Source organism: Pseudorhizobium xiangyangii, assembly GCF_020531965.1.
Classification (GTDB): Bacteria; Pseudomonadota; Alphaproteobacteria; order Rhizobiales; family Rhizobiaceae; genus Neorhizobium; species Neorhizobium xiangyangii.
Genome location: NZ_JAJAWH010000001.1, coordinates 217,972 through 238,259 on the forward strand (window position 1 = coordinate 217,972; position 20,288 = coordinate 238,259).

The following is a 20,288-nucleotide window of genomic DNA, read 5'->3' on the forward strand; positions in this document are numbered from 1 at the left end:
GAACCCGGAGGCCCCATGAGCGGTGACGTGGTCAACCTTCGGCAGTTTCGCAAGGCAAAGCAGCGTGCGGACAAGGAAAAGCAGGCCGAGCAGAACCGCCTCACCTTTGGCCGCAACAAGGCCGAAAAGACGCTGACGAAGACGCTTAACGAAAAAGCAGAGCGGTCACTCGACCAAGGCCGCCTGGAAAAGCCGAAAGATCAAGACTGATAGGGCAACATGCAGCCGTAGGTGCAGTGCGCTCCGCTTGGATGCGTTCAGTCACGGCTTCGTTTGGGATGGTAACGCCGGTGATCCGCAAACATTCTGCGACACTGCATGGTCACCGCACCAGCTTTTCGCTGGAGGATGAGTTCTGGGAAGAACTTAAGCGCATTGCCGCTGACCGCGACGTCAGCATTGCCGGTTTGATCGCGACCATTGACGACGGGCGCCCGCCCGAGAGCAATCTCTCGTCGGCGCTGCGCGTCTATGTCCTGCGCTGGCTGCGCGACATGCGAGCCACCATCTCCCAGGAATGACGGCCTCCCAGGAATAACGGCCTGCGGGCGGCAACAGAGCAGGTAGCGCTTGTTCGCGCCAGACCTTGAGTTCTATCCTTAAGGCTCGACACCGGGCAGGCTTTGGATGGTCGGCGTCTGGAGCGGCGTCAGGTCCTCCTGGAACAAATCCTGCGTCGGAGGAATGGTCAGGGTCGGCACCTGCTCCGCGCGGCGCTGCGCCTCTTCGGCGGCCCTCGCTGCGGCTGCCGCTTTTTCCCGCTCGGCCTGCGCTTCCGCTTCCGCACGAAGACGCGCTTCCGCTTCCACACGCGCCCGCTCTTCTGCTTCCGCACGCGCGCGCTCTTCCGCTTCCGCCCTTTCCCGCGCCGCCTCGCGCTCGGCGGCAACATAACGATGGAGCGAGACTTCCCGGCGCAGTCGCTGCTTCTCCAGCACGCTCGCCTGCAACGATTCGACCCGCCGCCTTTCCCTCTCAAAAGCGCGCAGCGAGAGGAAATTCGCCAGCGGGGCAACGTCGAACTCTACCTGCGGATCGGCAAGGTTGCCCGAATAGACGAACCGCACGCTCGGATCACCACCGGCCAGACCTTCGTCGCCCGGTGAATAGGTAATCGCCAGCGCGCCGCTCATCGCCTGTTCGAGCAGGTCGATCCTCGCATCGCCCGAGAACGTCGTGTCTCCCGCCTTCGCCGTGACATTCTGCGCCCTCACCTCGCCCTCGGTAATGGTGAACGGAACCGCTACCGTTCCGAGCGATGCCTCGCCCTGCCGGACTAGCCGCTCCGAGACCGGGCGAACCTTGTCCTCGGTGACCTCGCCGTCCAGCAAATCCACTTCGCCGAGAAGCGCCGGCAGCGCCACGATCGATACGCCGCGCAACTGCAGATCAGACAGCGTCAGTTCACCCGAGCCATTCAGCGATGCCATCAGCTCCAATGGCGTCCGGGCGGTCGCCTCGACCGCCATTGTTGCATTCAAACGACCTGTCGCCACCGGTACATCGCCAGTCTGCCAGATTAGCGGAGCCAGATCGGCATTCTCCACCGCTAGCCGGGTCTGGAAGATGCCGTTACCTTCGCCGTTCGACATGGCAAGACGCCCGGAAATGCGCCCACCCTGCCATGAGCCCTTCGCATCCTCGATGGTCACACCACCGTCGCGATGGGTAATCGAGGCGGAAAAATCCGCGATATCGCTGGTGAAGCCGGGCCGGAAGGTTTTCGCCTGAAGCTGCAACTGAGCCTCCGTATCTCCGAATATCGGCATGGAGAACGGCTGATCGGAGAGAGCGCCTGTCGCGGGATCGGTGAACGCGCCGTAGGCGGCTTCGCCGAGCCAGGCAAGATCGACGGTATCCAGCGACAGATCGCCCTTCAGCGACAGACCAGCAGCACTTCGATCGATCGTCAGGCTGTTGCTGCCGACAACATTTCCTGCAACCTCTCCCTGCAATCTGTCCAGCCGGATGTTTCCGGTCGCAATTGCCACGTCCGTTTCCAACTGAAGCGGAAGCCCATGGCCGAACTGCGGAATGCCGATACCGATCATCAGCAGATAGGGCTCGACGTCCTGAGAGTTCAACGTCACGCGACCGGTACCTGAGAGGAATTCCGCGGCGCCAAGACCGATCGTTCCCTCAGCATCGACTTGAGTTCTATCCGTCTGGAAGGCGAGCGTGGCGGACGCCGGCTCGTCGCCCTCCTGCGTCAGATCGATGGAAATATACCCCGGCCCATCATCGCCGAGCGGAAGAGGATCCAGCCCGGCCTGACCGAGCAGTATGGCGCTCTCCTTGTTTTCGAGGCGAGCATTGAAGGCGAGGTCGCTGGGGGCCGTCAGTTCGAACAATGTCGGCAGGGCAATATCGGCGGTAACGGTACTGCCGTTCATCACGCCCGTCAGCACCGCGGACAATCCGGCGGTGTCGCCTCCCACCTGGATATCCGCACTGAGATCGGCGCCGGTAAACCAGCGGGCGCTCGACGCCAGCCGATCAAGACCCGGGTGTGCCGGAAGCCGGTCGCGCAGCATCGCCAGGAAGCGGCCGGGGTCATCCGCCTTCAAGGTTGCGACGCCAGACCCGGTGTTGGACAGAAGCGAGCCTTCGAGACGGCCGCTGGCGGTTATCGCAGCCCCTGCGAGATCCTTGACCGACAGGCGGTCGAGCGACAGCTCCCCGTCGGACAGGGTGAAAACCGTATCGACCTTGTCCGCGGCCACGCCAAAGGCGGTGAACCGCTCTGCCTTCAGGCTCGCCGCCAACTTGTGATCCAGAACCGCCTGGCCGGCATCGTCCCCGGTGATCAGCGAGGCAAGCGCCCGCATGGCATCCAGATCGATCTCGTCGCCCGCCAATGCCATGGTCAGGGATGGCGTCTCGCCGGACGCTGCCTGTCGCTCGACACGTCCCCGCAGGATTGCCTTGCCGATGGCAAGTTCCAGGTTGTTGAAGCTTTGCAATTCCGGCGTCAGGTCGACCTTCGCGGAAAAGCCCGCTGTCTTCAACTGCCGGATCGCCGGATCGACCGCACCGGATAGCCAGTCGGCAAGACCGGACGGCTGGTTCGACGCGAGCAGCACGTCCCCGACGAAGGAGACCGGTTGCTCCAGCGTCAATGCCCCCTTCGCCTCGACCTGCGTGCGTCCCGGAAGGGTCGCGGCGAAACTGTCGACGGTCCAGCCGGTTCCGGCAGGCCGCACGTCGATGCGGATGTCGCGCACCGTCGTGTCATTGGCGACGACGGCAGGCAGGCTGAGGCTTGCACGGCCCGGCACCTGAGGAATCGGAATCTGTGCGGCGAGGTCGATCATCGCCTCGATACGCCGCTGCGCCGATGCCGCAGCATCTCGGCCGGTCTTGGCCCGTTCGCCTTCTCCGAGACGGTTTACGTCGATCTGCTGACCATCCGCGGTCAGCAGGAATTCCGGCTTTTCTCCGGTATCCAGGGTCGCTTCGCCGGTAACCACGTAAGGGTCGGCGAGAGGGCCGACTTCAAGCCGGTATTCCGGAACGCGGATGCGTTCGTTGGTGAGCTCGAAGCCCCCCTTGAGGCGCGGGCCGGGCGGCGGCGCCACCACCGGTTCCGTATCGTCCTCTTCCTGCAGCACGTCCAAAGTGAAGTTGCCGCTATAGGCGGGCCGATCCTCCGACAGGAGAATTGCGCCATCCAGGTTGAGAGCAACCGGCACGGTGTCCGGAAGCAGCCGTAGCCGGAGCGGCAACCGCTGGGCGGCGGCCTCGGCCTCCCCGGTCGTCAGGGAGAAGGTCGCCGTGTGCCCATCGAGCGAGGCATAACCGTCGCCACGCCAGGGGCCGGCGAGCGACCCGGCGGACAGGTCGGCAGCGAGCCCCGTGATGGTACGGGTGCGGCCGCTTTGCTCGTCGATGAGGTCGATCGTTCCATTGGTGACATGCACGTCCTCGATAACGACCGTGCGGGCGGGAATATCCGCCTTGCTGCCACGCATCCAGTCGAGCGTGCCGTCCTGCAGTACCCGGATACGGGCTTTCGGTTCCTCGATGCGCATGTCGAAAATACGCGCCTCGCCAGACAGGAAGGGCGCCAGCTCCATATCCATCGAGAAACGGGCGGCGTGCAGTTGCGGCTGGCCATCGCGATCCTGCCCCACCCGGACATCGTGCAAAGTCACCGAGGGAAACGGCAGGATACGCGCATCGACCGCGCCGTGAACGACGACCTTCTTGCCGAGAATACGGCTCGCCCGCTGCTCGAACTCCACACGAAAATCGGTCCAGTCTACGAAGAACGGCGCAAGCAGGGCGGCGAATAGAACCACCACCAGCGCACCACCGACCGTCAACAGGATGCGTCCCAGCAAGCACGTCCCTCCGTAGTTTCAGGAAAAGACTAGTCCCACCCGCCGCATAGGCAAGTCAAGCATTGGCGAGCTATATCGTCTGGGGAAAGATCTTGCCCGGATTGAAGATATTGTCGGGGTCGAGGCTCTTTTTGATCGCCCGCATCAGGTCAACAGCGCTGCCAAGCTCCTGCTCGAGGAAGCTCATCTTGCCCTGGCCGATGCCGTGCTCGCCAGTGCAGGTCCCGCCCATGGAAAGGGCCCGGGTATTCAACCGTCCCACGAAGGCCTCGGCGCGCGCCACATCCTGCGGGTCCTTGTCGTCGAAAAGGATCAGGACGTGAAAATTGCCATCGCCCGCATGCCCGACGATCGGCGCCAGGAAGCCGTGTTCGGCGATGTCCTCCTGGGTGGCAACGACGCAGTCCGCCAGCCGCGAAATCGGCACGCAGACGTCGGTGGACAGGCCGTTCAGATGCGGTGCGAGCGCACGCGACGCCCAGTAGGCATCGTGCCGCGCCTTCCAGAGACGGTTCCGCTCATCCGCATTCTGCGTGAAGCTGAAGCACTCGCCGCCACATTCGCCGGCGATTTCGGAAAACTGCGCCGACTGGAGGGCGACCGTTTCCTCCGTTCCGTGGAACTCCAGGAACAGCGTCGGTTTCTCCGCGTAGGAAAGGCCGGAATAGGCATTGCAGGCGCGTATCTGCATCTCGTCGAGAAGTTCGATGCGGGCGACCGGGATACCCATCTGGATGGTCATGATGACCGCATCGCAGGCAGCCTTGACGGACGGGAAGGCGCAGACGCCGCCGCCGATCTTTTCCGGCGTGCCCTGCAGCCGGAGCGTGACGGAAGTGATGACCCCGAGCGTTCCCTCCGAGCCGACGAAGAGGCGCGTCAGATCGTAGCCGGCGGAGGATTTGCGGGCGCGCTGCGCGGTGCGGATCTCCTCGCCCTCCGCGGTCACCACGGTGAGCGCCAGCACATTGTCTTTCATGGTGCCGTAACGCACGGCATTGGTGCCCGACGCCCGCGTCGCCGTCATCCCGCCGATCGAAGCATTGGCACCCGGGTCGATGGGAAAGAACAGCCCGGTCGCCCGGAGTTCGGTGTTCAGCTGTTCGCGGGTGACACCCGGCTCGACGACCACGTCGAGATCCTCGGCATTGACATGAAGAACCCGATTCATCCGTGTGAAATCGATGGAGATACCGCCATTGGGCGCGTTGATCTGCCCCTCCAGGGACGAACCCGTGCCGAACGGAATGACCGGTACGCGATGCCGGGCGCAGGCCTTGACCACCGCCTTGACGTCCTCTGCGCTCTCGACGAATACGACGCCATCGGGAAGCTGCGCCGGCAGATAGGTCGTCGTATGGGCGTGCTGCTCGCGAAACGCCTGACCGGTCTGGAGGCGATCGCCGAACTGCTGCTTGAGGATATCGAGAACCAGAGCGATCCCCTCCTCGTTTCTAATTCCCGGCCGAACGTCCTTAACCGCCATCGCACACTCTCCTGCATCCCGCGTCGAGGATTGGGTTAGGCGACGGCCAGATATTTGTCCAGAACAGCGTTGGCTCCAGCCGTTCGCTGCGACAATCGAATGCAGGGAACCAGACAATCGTCAGACTGGCTCGCACGACACAACGCTTGCCCTTGGTGGCACTCAATGGGCTGGATGGTTGGTGGCAAACGCGTGCCTTTACATCTCGGCGGCCCGGCTGACAGCATGCTGCCAGTGCGAGCCGAAGGGGGAAGCCCTACCCGTGAATGGACGATAAGTAGGGCCGTCGCCCTTACTGCGTTGCGAAGCAATACAGCAAGCCGTCACCGCCAGTACCCTGCAGCGCTTCCTGACCGCATCCGCGCGAAGGGTGCGAGGAGTTCCAGGATTTCGCGGCGGCAGAATCGTCCAGGCCCGTTCGATCGTGGTGCCCCACCATCGCCGAACCCTCGCCGTCGGACGTCCAGTTTTCGCAGGTCGCCTCATGAGCGGTCCCGTCCGGCATCGAGCCGGTCAGGATATCGTGGCGGTTCGGCGTATCGCCTCTTCCGTTCACGACCTCTCCCTTTTCGTTGAGAGCGGTTTCCTTGGTCAGGCCGTTCTGATCGCTGTGCAGGGCCTCGACGCTTGCGGCAATCGTCTGGCCTTTGGCGTTGACCCATGGGCCGGAACCGATGCGGTCACGGGCGTTGGCATCGCCGGTGCTGAGATAGGCGGCCCAGGTCTTGCCGGTTACGCCTGCTGCCTCCGCCAGACTTGCACAATGGGCATCGGCTCCTTCCAGACCACCCAGGTTAGCCCCTTTGCCAGGGCCCTGACTGGTGACGAAGAAACTCATGGTACCATCTTGCGCCGACGCAATGTGCGCGCCGGCGGCAGTCAGCAGGAATGAAGCGCATACAAGGGGAATAGCTTTCATCGTCTCCTCCATGAGCCCCCTGCCGCACACTAACCGACAGCCATACGTTGCGGTATTCAAAAGAGCGTGTCAGGAGGACGGTGAAGACGCGCCGTCACCGGCCGCTGGCCGCCACGGCTTCTCCAGCAGAGAGAATGCAGGGCAGCATTCCCAAGTGAATACCGCCCTGCGCAGCCTTATTCGGCGGCCAGAAGCGGCCGCTTCTCGTCTTCGTTCGCCTGGCGGCGTTCGGCGCGCTCCAGTTCATCGTGCAGGCGCTGTTCCTCGTGTGCATGCGGCTTGGAGAAGCGGGCGAGCAGGAGATAGGCGACCGGAGTGATGTAGAGGGTCACCAGCGTCGCAAGACCCAGGCCGCCGACGATCACCCAGCCGAGCGCGATGCGTGCTTCGGCACCAGCGCCTTGGGCCAGCACCAGCGGAAGGCCGCCGATGACCGTTGCGATCATCGTCATCATCACCGGGCGCAGGCGAATGCTGCAAGCACTTTCGATCGCCTCGCGGACGCTTGCGCCACGGTCGCGCAGCTGGTTGGCGAATTCGACGATCAGAATGCCGTTCTTCGCCATCACCCCGACCAGAAGCACGAGGCCGATCTGGCTGTAGACGTTGAGGCTGGTACCGGTCAGGATCAACGCGAAAACGGCGCAGGCAAGCCCGAGCGGCACCGTGGACATGATGATCAGCGCCGACAGGACGCTTTCGAACTGGGCCGCCAGCACCAGGAAGATGATGGCGATAGCGAAACCGAAGGTCAGCATCATGCCATTGGAGTTCTCTTCCAGCGTCGCCGCTTCGGCGAGCGGAATGAGCCGGGAACCGGACGGCATCAGAGGCGCGGCAAGCGCTTCGGCGGCCTGCACCGCCTGACCGAGCGAGACACCGTCGCGCAGGTTGGCGGAGAAGGAGACGGCGGCCAGTTGGTCCTCGCGATTGAGTTCCGGTGCAACCGCCTTTTCCTCCAGCGTCGCCACGGTCGACAGCGGCACCATGCGGCCGTCGCTCGCCTTGACGAAGATGTTCTCCATATCCGTCGGATCGTCGACGGGGCGGGTCGTGGAGGTCAGCTTGACCGGAATGGCCTCGCCATCGACGAAGACATCGACGATCTCTCGGCCCTCGAGCAACGACTGCAACGAGGTGCCGAGATTGCGGATGTCTATGCCAAGATCGGAAGCCCGTTCGCGATCGACGGTGACCGAGATCTGCGCCTGGTTCGGCTCGTTGTTGAGGCGTGGCGTCTCGAACAGGCCGCTGTCGCGCAGTGCATCGACCAGCTTGATCGCCGCCTGGGTAAGCTCCTCGTGATTGCTGCCGACCAGCGCCATCTGCAGCCCGTTGCCGGCGCCGCGGATGCGCAGGCTGTTCTGCTGTATGGTGAAGGCCCGAAGCGCGGGGACGGATGCAGCCGCCCGGTCGATGTCCTTGACGATTTCGGCCTGCGTGCGCTCACGCTCAGACCACGGGGCCAGCGTCAGGACCATGAAGCCACTGTTCGATGAGCCGCCCTGTCCCGATATGGAAAAGAGGTTCTGGATCTCGCCGCTGTCGCGCAGCGGTTGGAGCCGTTCCTCGATCTGCTGAAGCTTGTCGCGGGTATAGTCCAGGCTGACGCCTTCCGGCGCAGTGGCCCGCATCATCACCATCGCCCGGTCTTCCTGCGGCGTCAGCTCGCTGGTCACCGTTCCGAAAGCGACATAGCCCGCGCCGGAAAGCAGGAGCGCGACGACGATGACGGCAAGCGGCACGTTGAGGCATGCCGCAAGCGTCTTGCGGTAGAAATTCGCAAAACCCGAACCGAAGCGGCCGAGCATGCCGTGATCTTCCTTCATCGGCTTGGTAAGCATGCGCGACGCAAGCATCGGGCAGAGCGTCAATGCGGTGATCGACGACAGGCCGACGGCGAAGGCCAGCACGAAGCCGAACTCGCGGAACAGGCCGCCCATCTGGCCCGGCAGGAAGGAAAGCGGAATGAACACGGCCGCAAGCGTCGCGGTGGTGGCGAGGACCGCGAAGAAGACTTCCTGTGTACCGAGTACGGCCGCCGCACGCGGACCCATGCCCTCGGCGCGCCGCCTGACGATATTCTCCAGGACGACGATTCCGTCATCGACCACAAGGCCGGTCGCCAGCACGATTGCCAGCAGCGTCAGGATGTTGATCGAGAAGCCGACGAGATAGATGGCGACCAGCGTGCCGATCAGCGCCACGGGCATGGTCAGCGCCGGGATCAGCGTCGCGCGCCAGTCGCGCAGGAAAAGCCAGATGACGATCAGCACAACGGTGGCCGACAACGCCAGCGCAATCTCCACCTCGTGCAGCGCGCCCTCGATGAACACCGCGTCGTCGCTGGTGATGGCAACGCGAGTGCCTTCCGGCATGGCCTCCGAGAGATCGGCGACCGCCTGCCTGACACCTTCCGAAATGCTGAGCGTGTTGGACTGCGCCTGGCGCAGGATGCCAAGGCCGACAGCCTGCACCCCGTTTGAACGCAGCGCAGTCGTACCGTCATCGGCGCCGAGCATTACGGTTGCAACGTCGCGGATACGGACATTGTTGCCGATCAGGACGTTTTCGAAATCATCCGGCGTCGTCAGGTTGGCGGTGGCGCGCACCACGATATTCTGGGTCGCGGATTCCAGCGATCCCGCCGGCACGTCGAGCGCCGCAGTCGAGAGCGCATCCGACAGGTCGGCGATGGTCAGCCCCCGGCTGGCGAGCGCCGACTGGTCGACATCGACGCGGAAGACCTTTTCCTGGTCGCCGTAGAGTTCGACGTCGGCGACGCCCTCCACGGCGGCAAGCCTGTCCGACACCTCGTTGTCGACGAGCTGCGTCAGGTCTTCCATCGACAGGGTCGAAGAGGTGACGGCCAGCCGCATGATGGCCTGGCTGTCGGAATCGGCCTTGATGATGCGCGGTTCGTCGGCATCCTCCGGCAACTGGTTGGTGACGCGGCCGAGCGCATCGCGGACATCGTTCGCGGCAACGGCGATATCGGCAGTGTCGTTGAACTCCATCGTCACGCGGCTGGAGCCGAATTGCGATTCCGACGAGATGGACTTGAGGCCGCTGACGCGGGCAACCGCGCCCTCGATGACGTCGGTGACTTCCTGGTCGATCGTCTGCGCGGATGCGCCGTCGTAGGTGGTGCGGATGCTGATGACCGGCTGGTCGACATCGGGCAGCTCGCGCACCTCTATGCCGACGAGGGCGGCAAGGCCTGCAACGACGAGCAGCGTGTTGAGGACCGCAGCCAGCACCGGGCGACGCACGAAGAGCGCCGTGAACGTGTGCGACGAGGCGGGCGGCGCGGAGGTGGATTTTACGACCTTTTCGTCCTTCGGCTCGTTGGTACCGTCATACATCATCGGCTGGCGACCTCCGGCGTCTTGTCGCCGGCTGTGCGCACGGGGCCTCCCTCGCGGACCCGCTGGAGGCCTTCGGTTGCGACCTGATCGCCTTCCTTAAGCTCCGCGGCAACAAGCACCGCATCCGGATTGCGCTGGACGATCCGAACCCTGGTTTTCACCGACTTACCATCGACGATCTGCCATACGAACGATCCCTGGCTGTCCCACTGCACCGCCAGCGGATCGACGGAAGGATAGGTTTCGCCGGGGAAACGCATGGTGACGCCGAAGGACATGCCGGCGCGCAGCTGATCCTCGCCATTGGGGATGCGGGCGCGAAGGCGGATCGTGCGGCTTGCCGGGTCGACCCGGTTGTCGATCGATTCCACCGATCCCTCGAAAATCTGACCGGCCCGCGATACGGAACTCGCCTCGACCGGCATTCCCGGCTTCACCTGTACGGCGAAACGCTCGGGCGCCCAGAAATCCACCAGCAGTTCGGAGCGGTTATCGATGGAGACGACGTTGCTGGCGGTGGTGACGTTGTCACCGATATTGACCGCGACGATACCGACGATGCCGTCGATCGGGGCAACGATCGAGCGGCGCTTCAACGCCAGTTCGACAGTGGTGAGCGCCAGTTGCGCCGTTTCCTCGGCGATCTGTGCGTCCAGAACCTCCAGGCGCGAGAAACTGCGCAGGTTGCGGTAGGAATCCGCCTTCTCGCGGGCGCTGCGCAGCAGGACCTCGGCCTGATCGCGCAGGACAACCTGCTCCTCGTCGTCGAGCCTTGCCAGAACCTGGCCCTTCTTCACCTCGTCGCCTGAGGAAACGAGGATCTCGTTGATGGTGCCGGTCGCCTGCGGCATGACCGTGACCGACTGGATCGCCTCGCCATCGCCGATGGCCGCAAGCCTGTCATTGACGGTGCCCGTGCCGACGGGGCTGATGGCGACCAGTACAGGTTGGCCGGCATTGCCACCTTTCGGGGTGGCCTGCGCTGCATCGCCCTCGCCCGCCGGCTCGCCGTGAGCCTCGGACGCGGCAGGATTGATCACGGCCACGGCGGCTTCCGGAACGCCCATGGACACCAGGGTGCGGGCGGCATCCGCCGAAAGGTAGACCCACAGACAGAGCCCTCCCAGCAGAACAAATACCGAAAGCAGAAGCTGGTTTCCGAAGCGCATTAAAATCTCCGCATGAACGCGATCCAATCAGCCCGGAGTATCACCGTTTGGCGACGCCCGCGCAACGCTTGGCGGCCAGCGTTACCAATTTGTAATCCAACAGCTTATCACGAAAACGTCACCCCGGACACATTGCGATAATTTCAGTCGGTGGCGGGGGCATCTGCTCGCCTATTCATCCGAACACGGCCACGATTGCATCCTGCTGCCGCGATTAAGGGAATGAAAGCAGAACATCTCTTCTGGCCTTTCGGGTCCGAATCACTACATTGGCCGCATGAGTAACGTTTACGACGACATTCCGTTCTTCGACGAGGAGCCGGAACCGCGCCGCACCAAGCCGTCCGCGCCTGCGCCAGCACCCGCCGCATCCCCTGCAGCCGGGGGGCTTGGCATTGCCGCGCGCGCCATGGCAGCCCGAGACCAGAACCGGCCTGCGCCCGACTATCTCTCCGGCCTCAATCCCGAGCAGCGTGAGGCCGTCGAGACGCTGGACGGGCCTGTGCTGGTGCTTGCCGGCGCCGGCACCGGCAAGACACGCGTTCTGACCACGCGCATAGCTCACATTCTTGAGACCAACCGTGCCTTCCCGAGCCAGATCCTCGCGGTGACCTTCACCAACAAGGCGGCCCGCGAGATGAAGGAGCGTATCGGCGTTCTGGTCGGCGGCGCGGTCGAGGGCATGCCCTGGCTTGGCACCTTCCACTCGATCGGCGTGAAAATCCTCAGGCGGCATGCGGAACTTGCCGGGCTGCGCTCCGACTTCACCATTCTCGACACCGACGACGTGGTGCGGCTGATCAAGCAGCTGATCCAGGCCGAAGGTCTGGACGACAAGCGCTGGCCGGCAAAACAGTTCGCCGGCATGATCGACGGCTGGAAGAACAAGGGGCTGACGCCGAAGGACATTCCCGAGGGCGATGCCCGCGCCTTCGCAAACGGCAAGGGCCGCGAACTCTATGCTGCCTATCAGGCACGGTTGAGAACGCTCAACGCCTGCGATTTCGGCGATCTCCTTCTGCATCCGATCGCGCTCTTCCGCGCCAATCCGGACATCCTGAAGGACTATAACGAACGGTTCCGCTATATCCTTGTCGACGAGTATCAGGACACCAATACCGCCCAGTACATGTGGCTGAGGCTTTTGGCGCAGCGGCCGAAGGGCGTGGCACAGAACGTCTGCTGCGTCGGCGACGACGATCAGTCGATCTACGGCTGGCGCGGCGCGGAAGTGGACAACATCCTGCGCTTCGAGAAGGATTTCCTTGGCGCCAAGGTGATCAAGCTGGAGCGCAACTATCGCTCCACCGAGCATATTCTCGGCGCCGCCGGCCACCTGATCGCCCATAACGAAGGCCGGCTTGGCAAGACACTGTTCACCGACCGGGTCGATCCGGACGACGAGAAGGTGCAGGTGCACGCCGCCTGGGACAGTGAAGAGGAAGCCCGCGCCGTCGGCGAGGAGATCGAGCGGCTGCAGCGCGGCGATGCCGACGGCAAGAAGCATGCGCTGAACAACATGTCCATCCTCGTGCGCGCCTCCTTCCAGATGCGCGAGTTCGAAGACCGGTTCGTGACACTCGGCCTCAACTACCGCGTCATCGGCGGCCCGCGCTTCTACGAGCGGCTCGAGATCCGCGATGCGATGGCCTATTTCCGGCTTGTTTGCCAGCCGGCCGACGACCTCGCCTTCGAGCGCATCGTCAACACACCGAAGCGCGGCCTCGGCGACACGACGGTGCGCAACCTGCACGATTATGCGCGTGCCCGCGACATTCCTATGTTGTCCGCGGCAAGCGACATCATAGAGACGGACGAGCTGAAGCCAAAGGCACGCAAGGCGCTTTTCGACGTCATCCAATCGTTCAGGAACTGGCAGGAAAAGCTTGAAACGGTACCGCATATCGAGCTTGCCGAGCAGATCCTCGAAGAGTCGGGCTATACCGACATGTGGAAGAACGACAAGTCGGCGGAAGCCCCGGGCCGGCTCGAAAACCTGAAGGAGCTGATCCGCTCCATGGAAGCGTTCGAGAGCATGCGCAGCTTCCTCGAGCACGTCTCGCTGGTCATGGATACCGAGCAGAACGAGAACCTCGACGCCGTCTCGATCATGACGCTGCATTCCGCCAAGGGGCTGGAATTCGACACCGTGTTCTTGCCCGGCTGGGAAGAAGGCCTGTTTCCGCACCAGCGGTCGCTGGACGAAGGCGGCCGCTCGGGGCTGGAAGAGGAACGCCGCCTCGCCTATGTCGGTATCACCCGTGCCAAGCATCGCTGCCACATCTGGTTCGTTTCCAACCGCCGCATCCACGGCCTGTGGCAGTCGACCCTGCCGTCGCGCTTCCTCGACGAACTGCCGGCGAGCCATGTGGACGTTGCTTCGTCCGACACCAGCTATGGCGGCTATGGCGGGCGTGGCGGATACGGCCAGTCGCGCTTCGACAAGGCCGAGCCCTTCGCCAACAATTATTCGACCCCGGGCTGGAAGCGCGCGCAACAGAACCAGACCAGCGCCACGCGCGACAACTGGGGTACGCGCTCCGGCCATGCCGTCGAGCGCATTGGTTATGGCGAGAGCGGCCCACGCGGCCGCACGATCGACGGCGAACTGGTGGCAAAGTCAGTGGCGGCCACGCCGTCCAAATTCTCCGCCGGCGACCGCGTCTTCCACATCAAGTTCGGCAACGGCAATGTGGCAAGCGTCGAGGGCAACAAGCTGACGATCGATTTCGACAAGGCCGGCCAGAAACGCGTGTTGGACGGGTTCGTGGAGAAGGTGTGAGGTTGAGCGTGTCCAATCCATCCTGTGTGATCGCCCCTGCCCGCCGGCCCGAGGACATTGACGCGATCGCCACGTTGTTTCGCGCCTACGCTGCCTCGCTTCCCATCGATCTCGGATACCAGGGTTTCGAGGCAGAACTGTCCAGCCTTCCTGGAAAGTATGCTCCTCCGGCCGGTGAGTTGCTGCTCGCTCGCGGTCACGACGGCCAAATTCATGGTTGCATCGCTTTCCGGGCGCTGGACGCGTCAGGCCGCTGCGAGATGAAGCGGCTCTACGTGGCTGAAAGCGGCCGGGGCATGGGCATCGGCAGCGCGCTGGTGGATGCAGCGGTCGACCGGGCAAGGCAGAACGGCTACCGGACCATGGTGCTCGACACACTTCCCAGCATGGAAAGCGCGATCCGCCTCTATCTCAGCCGCGACTTCGTACCGATCGACGCCTACTACGAAACACCTGTTGCCGGCACCATTTTCTTCGAAAAGCAGCTTGGCGACTGAAGGTGGTACGCCAAGGGCTTTCACAGCCAGCGAGGCATCCGCTCCGCTTGGGTGGGCGGACACCAAACTGGCTGGCGGGGCAAGTTCAGAGTGAGGCCTAGGAGACCTCTGTCCACGCCTACACCTCGAGAAACCCCACCACCTCCGTCACCCTTCCGGCCTCATCCAGCCGTGCCACGTCCATCCCGCGCGCGACGGTCTTCTTGTCCGGGGAGACGAGGTTCCAGGAGAAACGGGTGAACCGGCCGTGGCCGTCGGGCGTGCCGGAAAGTTCGAAGCGGTGGCCAGGGAAATGGCTGCGGGCGGCGGCGATCATGGCGGAAATGCCGTCAGGCCCCTCACCTTGCATCAGCGGATCGGCGTAGCGGGCATTGGCCGTCCAGCTCTCAGCAAGGGTGCGGACGCGGGCAGCGTCATCGGCTTCGTTCCAGAGAGCGAGATAAGCGTTCGCGATAGCGAGATTGTCGGTCATGGTCGTATTCCTTTCGTTGATCACGCACCAAGGCTGGCCGAGCCGCGAAGGCAGAACAATTACCTCGCAGGTAATCGCATTCCGCTTTTCCTCTGCTAGGGTCTGTCCATGACCCAGAGGAACACCGCAACCAGCACACCAACCACCAGGACCGCCGTCGGCCACGTTCTGCGCGAATGGCGGGCGAGACGCCGCATGAGCCAGCTCGACCTGGCGCTCGACGCGGAGATTTCGGCACGGCACCTGAGCTTCGTGGAAAGCGGACGCTCCTCGCCAAGCCGCGACCTACTGGCGAGACTGGCTGAGCGGCTTGCCATGCCGCTTCGCGCCCAGAACCGGCTGATGCTTTCGGCCGGTTACGCGCCAGCCCATGCGGAGACCGCGTTCGACGCGCCGGAAATGGGCGAGATCCGCGCGACGGTGTCGGCGATCCTCGACGGTCACATGCCCTTCCCGGCCATCGCCGTCGACAGCCGCTGGACTCTGATGCAGGCGAATGGGGCGGCGGCGGCGCTGTTCGAAGGGATAGACCCTGCCATGCTTGCGCCGCCGCTCAACGTGCTGCGGCTGAGCCTTCATCCGCAGGGCCTCGCACCGCGGATCGTCAATCTGGCGGAATGGCGCCACCATGTTCTGGAACGGCTGAGGGTGCAGGTGGAAGCTTCGGACGATCCCTTCCTGTCCGAACTCCTTGGCGAGCTTGCCGCCTATCCGGCACCGGCTACGTCAACGGCGCATCCCCCGCATTCGCTGCTCGCCGTGCCGCTTGAACTGAAGATGCCGGGAAGCGACCGGGTGCTGCGGTTCATCTCGACGACAACCGTATTCAGCACCGCCACCAGCGTCACCCTCTCGGAACTGGCACTGGAGTGTTTCTATCCCGCCGACGCCGAGACGCGGATGGCACTGATGCAACCACAAGAAAACCGGAGGAGCGACCGATGAGCGTCACCTATCTGATCGAGTTCGACGTAAAGCCGGCCGAGCGGGAACGCTTCCTGCAATTGCTGGGCGGCGTACTGGACGCCATGCGTCACGAAGCGATGTTTGTCGACGCGGCGCTACACGCTGATCCTGCAAACGACAACCGCTTCCTGCTGCACGAGACCTGGAAGAGCCATGAGGACGTGCTCACCGTGCAGCTCGCCCGACCCTATCGCGAGGCGTGGCACGCAGCTTTGCCGGACCTGCTGGCAGGCGAGCGGAAGATTTCCATGTGGCAGAAGCTGCGCGACGACCAGCAGGTCGCTTCCGCCTAGCACCGCGTCTGGCGCGCCGAAAAGTCGGCGCGCGCCTTCTCGATCGTGGCGTGGTGCTTCTCCGCCCAGATCCAGACGCCGCAGAATGCGGCACCCAGGCTACGGCCAAGTTCTGTCAGCGCGTAATCGACATGCGGCGGGATGACCGGGTGGACGGTGCGGGAGACGAGACCGTCGCGCTCCATGTCGCGCAGCGTCTTCGTCAGCATCTTCTGGCTGATGCCGCCCACATGCCGGCCAACCTCGGTAAAGCGGAGCGTGCCGTGCTCCTCCAGCGTTTCGAGGATGAGCATAGTCCATTTGTCTGCCACCTGGCCGATAATGCCGCGCACCAGCTCCTCGATCATCGGATCGATTTCCTCCGGGATCTCGTGGCTTTCCTCGTGACTTTTTTCGCCCGCGATCGACTGGCTCACAGTCACTCTCCTTTGGGTATGTATAGAACTATCAGGTGCCTTCTTCCGAAAGGAGAGCATCGGCAATATCTTGCCCTCACGCAACCCCCGAGAGGACAAGAACCATGAAGACGACCGGCAACACCATTCTCATCACCGGCGGCAATTCGGGCATTGGCCGGGCGCTGGCCGAGGCTTTCCACCAGCTGGGAAACAAGGTCATCATCTCCGGCCGCCGGCAGGACACGCTGGACGAGGTGACGGCCGCCAATCCCGGCATGGCCGCGCTGCCCGTGGACATGGGCGACGCAGCGGGCATCAAGGCCTTCGCGGAACAGGTGCTGCGTGAGCATCCCGGCCTCAACGTGGTGCTTCACAGTGCCGGCATCATGAAACGTGAGGATCTGAGCCAGGCACCGGACTATCTGGCGACGGCGGAGGAGACGATCGCCACAAATCTGCTCGGCCTGATCCGGCTGACGGCGGCGCTCCTGCCCCATCTCGTCGGCCAGAAGGATGCAGCGCTCGTGACCGTCTCATCCGGTCTTGCCTTCGTGCCGCTGGCGACAACGCCGACCTACTCCGCCACCAAGGCCGCCATCCACTCCTATTCGATGGGCATCCGCCATCAGCTGAATGACACGCCCGTCCAGGTGATCGAGATCGCCCCGCCCTATGTCCGCACCGGACTGATGGGCGAGCGCCAGGCGAACGATCAGAACGCCATGCCGCTCGAGGATTTCATCACGGAAGTCATGGCCATCCTCACGAACCAGCCGGAAGTCGAGGAAGTCATCGTCGAGCGCTGCAGGCCGCTGCGCCATGCGGCGGAGAACGGCAAGGTGCGCGACATGTTCGACATGCTCGTCTCGCTCAACCACTGATCCCACAGGGAGCGTTGCGTCTCCGCCCCTCGCGGGCTAGGTCTTAGCTCAACGACACGAGGAGGCCGGCCCGCATGTTCCTGACCAACCGGGATATCATCGAACTCACGGCGTGGCGGCAGAAGCTGCACGCCATGCCGGAAGTGTCCGGCGCGGAGGTGGAGACGGCAGCCGAAGTCACGGCCTTCCTTGGCACCATGGGACCGGACACGGTGATCGCCGGTCTCGGCGGAACCGGCGTGGCGGCAGTCTTCGAGGGGAAGGACGACGGGCCGACCGTGCTTTTCCGCTGCGAGCTCGACGCGCTGCCGATCGAGGAGATTTCAGACCTGCCGCACCGCTCCCGCCTTGCCGGCAAGGGGCACATGTGCGGTCATGACGGCCACATGGCGACGATGGCCGCACTGGCGCGGGGCCTCTCCAGGGAGCGGCCGAAGCGTGGTCGCGTCGTGCTTCTGTTCCAGCCGGCGGAGGAAACCGGTGCCGGAGCCGCCGCGGTGATTGCCGATCCGAAGTTTGCCGGAATCACGCCGGACTACGCGTTCTCGCTGCACAACATGCCGGGCCTTCCCTTTGGCCATGTGTGGCTGAAGGACGGTATCGCCAACTGCGCCTCGCGCGGCCTGAAGATCGTTCTCACCGGCAAGACTGCGCATGCCTCAGCGCCCGAAACCGGCACTTCGCCGATGCGGGCGATATCGAGCCTGATGCCGGCGCTGACGGCCCTGAGCGGCGGCAGCCTCGACGGCGGGGATTTCGTGCTGGCCACCGTCACCCATGCGGTACTCGGCGAAGAGGCCTTCGGCATCGCGCCGGGGCATGGGGAGATCTGGGTGACGCTGCGGACCATGACGGACGGGCAGATGCAGGCGCTGACGGATGATGCGGAAAAACTTGTGCGACAGGCGGCAGAGAATGACGGGCTCGACGTCGAGATGACCTATCACGACATCTTCGGCCATTGCGACAACAATCCCGACGCCGCGAAGATCCTGCGGGCGGCGCTGGAGGCGGAAAACGTATCGCACGAAGCGGGGGACACCTTCCGGGCCTCGGAGGATTTCGGCCGTTTCGGCGCGGTGTCGAAATCGGCGATGTTCTTCCTCGGCGCTGGCGAAAGCCATCCGGCCGTCCACAATCCGAACTACGACTTCCCGGACGATCTGATCCCGATCGGCGCCCGCATCTTCATGCGGACGGCGCGCGATCTTCTGGGCTAGCCGTTGTTACCCTTAAACAGATTGACCAGCAGGTTGTTGCCCCTGCCGGGACGGCGGCCGTCATATTCCGGCACGATGACCATGTGGGTAATCTCGCCGCGACGGTAGGCCGCCAGAAACTTGTCATAGTGCTTGAATGCGACGCAGCCGTGGGAATCCCCCGGTGCAGAGCGCAGCAGGTAGGTATGCGCCAGGAGACCGGTGCGGCCCTGAGGGTGCTTGCCATCGACGGATGTCAGACGGATCGCAGCGACACCATGAAAGGGCTTTTCGCGCATCGACAGCCTGTAGGTACCGGGGGGCGTCGGCCCCTTCATCTTCACATGGGTATATTTCGGGTTGTCGCGCATCTTGCCGATGCCCGAATGGGCTTCGAGCTTCGTTCCGTTCGGCATGTGCACGACGCCGTTGCTGATGTCGTAGATTGCAACCTTCTTGGTGCCCAGATCCGGCCACGGAACGGATTTGGCGGACGGCTTGACCGGGTTGTCGGGCCGCGCGTAGGCCAACACGGTGGGCGCAGGCTCTTCGGCTTCCTCGGCCGGAGCCGGCCGGCCGGGCTTTGCCGGCTTCGCAAGTCTTGCCACAGCCATCGCCTCGAGCGCCTTGGCGGCGGTCTCCGGGCGGGAAACGGGCAGAGGTCCTTCCGCCGGAAGCGTGTCGTCCATCAGGGCGGCAACCTCCGCAGTACGGCCGGCCTCTTCCGCCTCGATGGCGGCGGTTTCGACAGCACTTTCGTCGGAGAGCGCCTCGTCCATCGGCTGGACTGTGGGGATAGATGCCGTCGTGACCTGGATGTCAGCCCTATTCACACGTGGCGCAAGCGCCACCGTCTGGTTCATCGCCGCGTCCAGCATCTGCCTGACGACTGAAGCCTCGGGACGCGCCTCGGCAAGTGCCGCAAACTTCTCGTTCTCGGCAGCGGAGGCGAAAGCGGCACCGAGCGTGGTGGTCAGCACCTGCCGATCCGGACGCTGCGACACCACGGCAGCAAGACTTGCGCCCTCCAGACGGCCTGCCTTGGGAGCGGTCGGCTGCTGGTACAGACGGGAGAACTTGTTGATCCTGAGGGTCGGGTCTTCGGCTTCGGCCGGTTCTGCAGGCTCGGCCTCAGCGACCGGTCCCAGCGACAGCGCGAGATTGAATGACGGCCGCTCCGTCTTGAAGGACGGCGCCAGACTGCTGACGGTTGTGGTTGCCGCAAAGACCCAGATACCGCCGAGCGCGGCGGCGCCGAGGATCATTTTGCCCGCGAAGGCGAAACGGGAGTTCCGCTTGCGGCGCTGGGGCTTTTTTGGAGATGGAAAGACATTATCGAACGTGTCGATCTCTAGCGCCATGATACTCGTTACCCAGTCATTCTGCCAAAGCCGCACGTGCGACCATGTTCACATTCGTTGAACAGCAACCCTCAGGCCTCATGCCGCTCGGCGACTGGATTAGAGAATGACGAAATATGGTAACCAATATCTTTACGCCTGCCCCGAAATGATA

General features: G+C 63.7%; 16 protein-coding genes. 8 read left to right on the forward strand and 8 right to left on the reverse strand.

Annotated elements, in window-relative coordinates; all coding sequences use genetic code 11:
• Positions 1-15: 15 nt before the first annotated feature.
• Entirely contained in the window at positions 16-210 is a 195-nt protein-coding gene (locus tag LH464_RS01030; RefSeq protein ID WP_226784486.1) for a DUF4169 family protein, read from the forward strand.
• Between the two features lie 80 nt (positions 211-290).
• The gene (locus LH464_RS01035; protein ID WP_226784487.1) at positions 291-521 is read left to right on the forward strand and encodes a ribbon-helix-helix domain-containing protein; all 231 of its coding nucleotides are present in this window, start codon (positions 291-293) and stop codon (positions 519-521) included.
• A 78-nt stretch (positions 522-599) separates the two neighbouring features.
• On the opposite strand, the gene LH464_RS01040 is transcribed toward LH464_RS01035, so the two are convergent.
• The 5 genes from LH464_RS01040 to LH464_RS01060 all read right to left on the reverse strand — a co-directional run bounded on the left by LH464_RS01040 (position 600) and on the right by LH464_RS01060 (position 11,285).
• Positions 600-4,343, reverse strand: coding sequence for an AsmA family protein (locus LH464_RS01040; protein WP_226784488.1), 3,744 nt, complete (start codon positions 4,341-4,343; stop codon positions 600-602).
• A gap of 70 nt (positions 4,344-4,413) precedes the next feature.
• Complete coding sequence (locus LH464_RS01045) at positions 4,414-5,829, reverse strand: FAD-binding oxidoreductase (protein WP_226784489.1); 1,416 nt, start codon at positions 5,827-5,829, stop codon at positions 4,414-4,416.
• A 292-nt stretch (positions 5,830-6,121) separates the two neighbouring features.
• Complete coding sequence (locus LH464_RS01050) at positions 6,122-6,748, reverse strand: hypothetical protein (RefSeq protein WP_226784490.1); 627 nt, start codon at positions 6,746-6,748, stop codon at positions 6,122-6,124.
• Positions 6,749-6,924: 176 nt separating this feature from the next.
• Positions 6,925-10,113 (reverse strand): efflux RND transporter permease subunit, encoded by a 3,189-nt coding sequence (locus LH464_RS01055; RefSeq protein ID WP_390624898.1) that lies wholly within the window; start codon positions 10,111-10,113, stop codon positions 6,925-6,927.
• Positions 10,113-11,285 (reverse strand): efflux RND transporter periplasmic adaptor subunit, encoded by a 1,173-nt coding sequence (locus LH464_RS01060; RefSeq protein WP_226784492.1) that lies wholly within the window; start codon positions 11,283-11,285, stop codon positions 10,113-10,115. Before LH464_RS01060 ends, LH464_RS01055 begins: the two co-directional genes overlap by 1 nt.
• A gap of 277 nt (positions 11,286-11,562) precedes the next feature.
• Here LH464_RS01060 and LH464_RS01065 point away from each other — a divergent pair, with 277 nt between their 5' ends.
• Positions 11,563-14,067 (forward strand): ATP-dependent helicase, encoded by a 2,505-nt coding sequence (locus tag LH464_RS01065; RefSeq protein ID WP_226784493.1) that lies wholly within the window; start codon positions 11,563-11,565, stop codon positions 14,065-14,067.
• Positions 14,068-14,075: 8 nt separating this feature from the next.
• On the forward strand, positions 14,076-14,564 hold the full coding sequence (locus LH464_RS01070; RefSeq protein ID WP_226784494.1) for a GNAT family N-acetyltransferase: 489 nt from the start codon (positions 14,076-14,078) through the stop codon (positions 14,562-14,564).
• 118 nt (positions 14,565-14,682) lie between these two features.
• Here LH464_RS01070 and LH464_RS01075 read toward each other — a convergent pair whose 3' ends face one another.
• Positions 14,683-15,036: a nuclear transport factor 2 family protein gene (locus tag LH464_RS01075; protein WP_226784495.1), complete on the reverse strand. Its 354-nt coding sequence runs from the start codon at positions 15,034-15,036 to the stop codon at positions 14,683-14,685.
• 108 nt (positions 15,037-15,144) lie between these two features.
• Here LH464_RS01075 and LH464_RS01080 point away from each other — a divergent pair, with 108 nt between their 5' ends.
• On the forward strand, positions 15,145-15,981 hold the full coding sequence (locus tag LH464_RS01080) for a helix-turn-helix domain-containing protein (RefSeq protein ID WP_226784496.1): 837 nt from the start codon (positions 15,145-15,147) through the stop codon (positions 15,979-15,981).
• Positions 15,978-16,295 carry a putative quinol monooxygenase gene (locus LH464_RS01085; RefSeq protein WP_226784497.1) on the forward strand — a complete coding sequence of 106 codons (318 nt, stop codon included), beginning with the start codon at positions 15,978-15,980 and terminating at the stop codon, positions 16,293-16,295. The genes LH464_RS01080 and LH464_RS01085 overlap by 4 nt, the downstream gene beginning before the upstream one ends.
• On the opposite strand, the gene LH464_RS01090 is transcribed toward LH464_RS01085, so the two are convergent.
• Positions 16,292-16,642 (reverse strand): winged helix-turn-helix transcriptional regulator, encoded by a 351-nt coding sequence (locus LH464_RS01090; RefSeq protein WP_390624899.1) that lies wholly within the window; start codon positions 16,640-16,642, stop codon positions 16,292-16,294. The genes LH464_RS01085 and LH464_RS01090 overlap by 4 nt on opposite strands.
• 173 nt (positions 16,643-16,815) lie before the next feature.
• Here LH464_RS01090 and LH464_RS01095 point away from each other — a divergent pair, with 173 nt between their 5' ends.
• A complete protein-coding gene (locus tag LH464_RS01095; RefSeq protein WP_226784499.1) occupies positions 16,816-17,574 on the forward strand; it encodes an SDR family oxidoreductase in 759 nt (252 codons plus the stop codon).
• A 74-nt stretch (positions 17,575-17,648) separates the two neighbouring features.
• Positions 17,649-18,794, forward strand: coding sequence for an amidohydrolase (locus LH464_RS01100; protein ID WP_226784500.1), 1,146 nt, complete (start codon positions 17,649-17,651; stop codon positions 18,792-18,794).
• Here LH464_RS01100 and LH464_RS01105 read toward each other — a convergent pair.
• Positions 18,791-20,134 carry a DUF2778 domain-containing protein gene (locus LH464_RS01105; RefSeq protein WP_226784501.1) on the reverse strand — a complete coding sequence of 448 codons (1,344 nt, stop codon included), beginning with the start codon at positions 20,132-20,134 and terminating at the stop codon, positions 18,791-18,793. The two genes, LH464_RS01100 and LH464_RS01105, sit on opposite strands and share 4 nt — an antisense overlap.
• Between the last annotated feature and the right edge of the window lie 154 nt (positions 20,135-20,288).